General features: G+C 67.1%; 1 protein-coding gene and 1 pseudogene. Both read left to right on the top strand.

Features of this window, described 5'->3' with window-relative positions; all coding sequences use genetic code 11:
- Positions 1 to 117 (top strand): annotated as a pseudogene (locus tag H9Y04_RS49255) (hypothetical protein); the annotation flags it as partial.
- Between the two features lie 25 nt (positions 118 to 142).
- Positions 143 to 529: a DUF6507 family protein gene (locus tag H9Y04_RS45910; RefSeq protein ID WP_187820186.1), complete on the top strand. Its 387-nt coding sequence runs from the start codon at positions 143 to 145 to the stop codon at positions 527 to 529.
- The last annotated feature ends 110 nt before the right edge of the window (positions 530 to 639 follow it).

Genomic DNA, 639 nt, shown 5'->3' with positions numbered 1-639 from the left:
GCCTCCAACGAGGTCCGCACCATCATCCAGCTCCTGAAGACCACGCTGGAGAAGAACGACGGCACCGCGCAGCAGACGCTGCAGCGCGCGAAGGCCGCCGTCGACTCCATCGGCTGAACCTGCGGATCCGGGAACGGGGGTAGTGGTGTCGGGCTGGGATATTCGGCCGCAGGGTGTTCAGGGCGTCCTGAAGACCACGGGTGAGACGGCCGGCGGGATCGAGAAGCAGGCCACGAGTTTCGGTGAGCATCTGAAGTCGGCCGCGACATCGGCGGGCACGATCGCCGCCGAAGGCGCGGAGGGCTCCGACCAGGGCGGTCTGGTGGCTTTGGCGTTGTCGCAGTTCGCCGAGCATGCGGTGAAGGACATCAAGTTCGTGGCGGCGCGGGCGGGCAAGTCGCTGACCGGTGCGGTCGAGGCCACCACCGCGTATTTGAACGGGGATACGGAGATGGCCGCCGAGGCGCAGCGCAAGGCGCTGTCCGCGCCGGATATCGATCTGGGCAAGCCGGGGGTGCAGGAAGCGTGATCTCTCCTTCCGCGATCCCGCAGTTCACCGGCAACCTCGGTGTCCTGGAAACCGCGGTCACCAATCTCGGCAAGGACGCGGGCGCGATCCGTAAGACGGGTGCGGATGTG

This window comes from Streptomyces polyasparticus (assembly GCF_014493765.1).
Lineage (GTDB): Bacteria > Actinomycetota > Actinomycetes > Streptomycetales > Streptomycetaceae > Streptomyces > Streptomyces polyasparticus.
The sequence above is the reverse complement of the archived record's forward strand: the minus strand, read 5'-3'. Positions and strand labels throughout refer to the sequence as shown.